The sequence below is a fragment of the Oleiphilus sp. HI0043 genome, from assembly GCF_001634935.1.
On the sequence record NZ_LWEY01001342.1, the window covers coordinates 1 to 1,448 of the forward strand.

The 1,448-nt window shown below is 47.5% G+C and carries 2 protein-coding genes; both read left to right on the forward strand.

Going from position 1 to position 1,448, the window contains the following annotated elements; all coding sequences use genetic code 11:
* The coding region (gene rpmA, locus A3729_RS17955; protein WP_068634157.1) for a 50S ribosomal protein L27 at positions 1 to 212 on the forward strand (212 nt) is incomplete at its 5' end.
* Between the two features lie 129 nt (positions 213 to 341).
* Positions 342 to 1,448: Obg family GTPase CgtA (gene cgtA / locus A3729_RS17960; protein ID WP_068634158.1), on the forward strand; the 1,107-nt coding region annotated here is incomplete at its 3' end.

A 1,448-nucleotide genomic window follows, 5' to 3' on the forward strand; every position in this document is an offset into this window, starting at 1 on the left:
AGTCGAAACGTTTAGGTGTTAAGCGATTCGGTGGAGAAGTAGTTAAAGCAGGCAACATTATTGTGCGTCAACGTGGTACACGTTTCCACGCAGGCGATAATGTTGGTTGTGGTAAGGATCATACATTGTTTGCAACATCTGGTGGTGTTGTGAAGTTTGTAACAAAAGGTCCTTTGAACCGCAAATATGTGACGGTTGAAGCTGCGGAGTAAGCAGTCGTTACGGATTTGGAAAAGGCTCCGCTGTGCGGAGCTTTTTTTTTGCAATTTATTTGCTGATCGACTTTATTTTCCTTATAGGGTCAAATGTTGGTCGTTGGGTACTAATCTAAGGGGTGTGCAATGAAGTTTGTTGATGAAGCGACAATTGGAGTAGAGGCTGGTAAAGGTGGTAACGGTTGCTTGAGCTTTCGTCGAGAGAAGTACATTCCGAAGGGTGGGCCTGATGGTGGAGATGGCGGAGACGGCGGTTCAGTTATTCTGGTGGCAAGTGAGTCGCTGAATACTTTGGTCGATTATCGTTATGTCAGGCATTATCGCGCTCAATCTGGTGAGCAGGGTGCCGGGCGTAATTGTACTGGAGCAAAGGGTGAGAGTTTGTTTCTTCAGGTTCCGGTAGGGACTTCAGTTATCGACACGGACACTGAAGAAGTGCTAGGGGATTTGACTGAGATCGGGCAAGAGCTCATCGTGGCGCAAGGTGGCTTTCATGGTTTGGGTAACACTCGTTTCAAATCCAGTGTGAATAGAGCGCCCCGTCAGACAACTAAAGGGAGTGAAGGTGAGTCACGTAGCCTGCGTTTGGAGTTGAAGGTGTTGGCGGATGTAGGTTTGCTTGGTATGCCTAATGCAGGTAAGTCTACGCTGATTCGTTCAATTTCTGCAGCTAAGCCTAAAGTGGCTAATTACCCCTTCACAACGTTAGTACCTAATTTGGGTGTAGTGCGTGTTGAAGAGCATAAGAGTTTTGTGGTTGCTGATATTCCAGGCTTGATTGAGGGTGCTGCAGAAGGAGCGGGCCTTGGTGTTCGTTTTCTGAAGCATTTGGTAAGAACTCGTCTGTTGCTTCATGTTGTTGATATGGCGCCTTACGATGGCTCAGATCCGGCTCAGGTGGTGCAGGCGATAGCGGCTGAGTTGGAAAAGTTTAGCCCTACCTTGGCTTCCCGGGATCGCTGGCTGGTTCTGAATAAGCTTGATTTATTGCCAGAAGAAGATCGTAAGGCTATATGCGAGAAATTAGTAGAAGCGTTAAATTGGACGGGGCCCGTTTATCAGGTGTCGGCAATTAAGTCTGCTGGTCTAGCGAACTTGTGTCGGGATATCATGACATGGATTGATGAGAAGAATGCGGCTGAGGCAGCTGATGAAGCCTTAGCTGAGCAGGAGCAATTGATTAAGGATAAGATGCATCAGGAAGCTAGAGATAATCTAGAGGCTCTGAAGGCG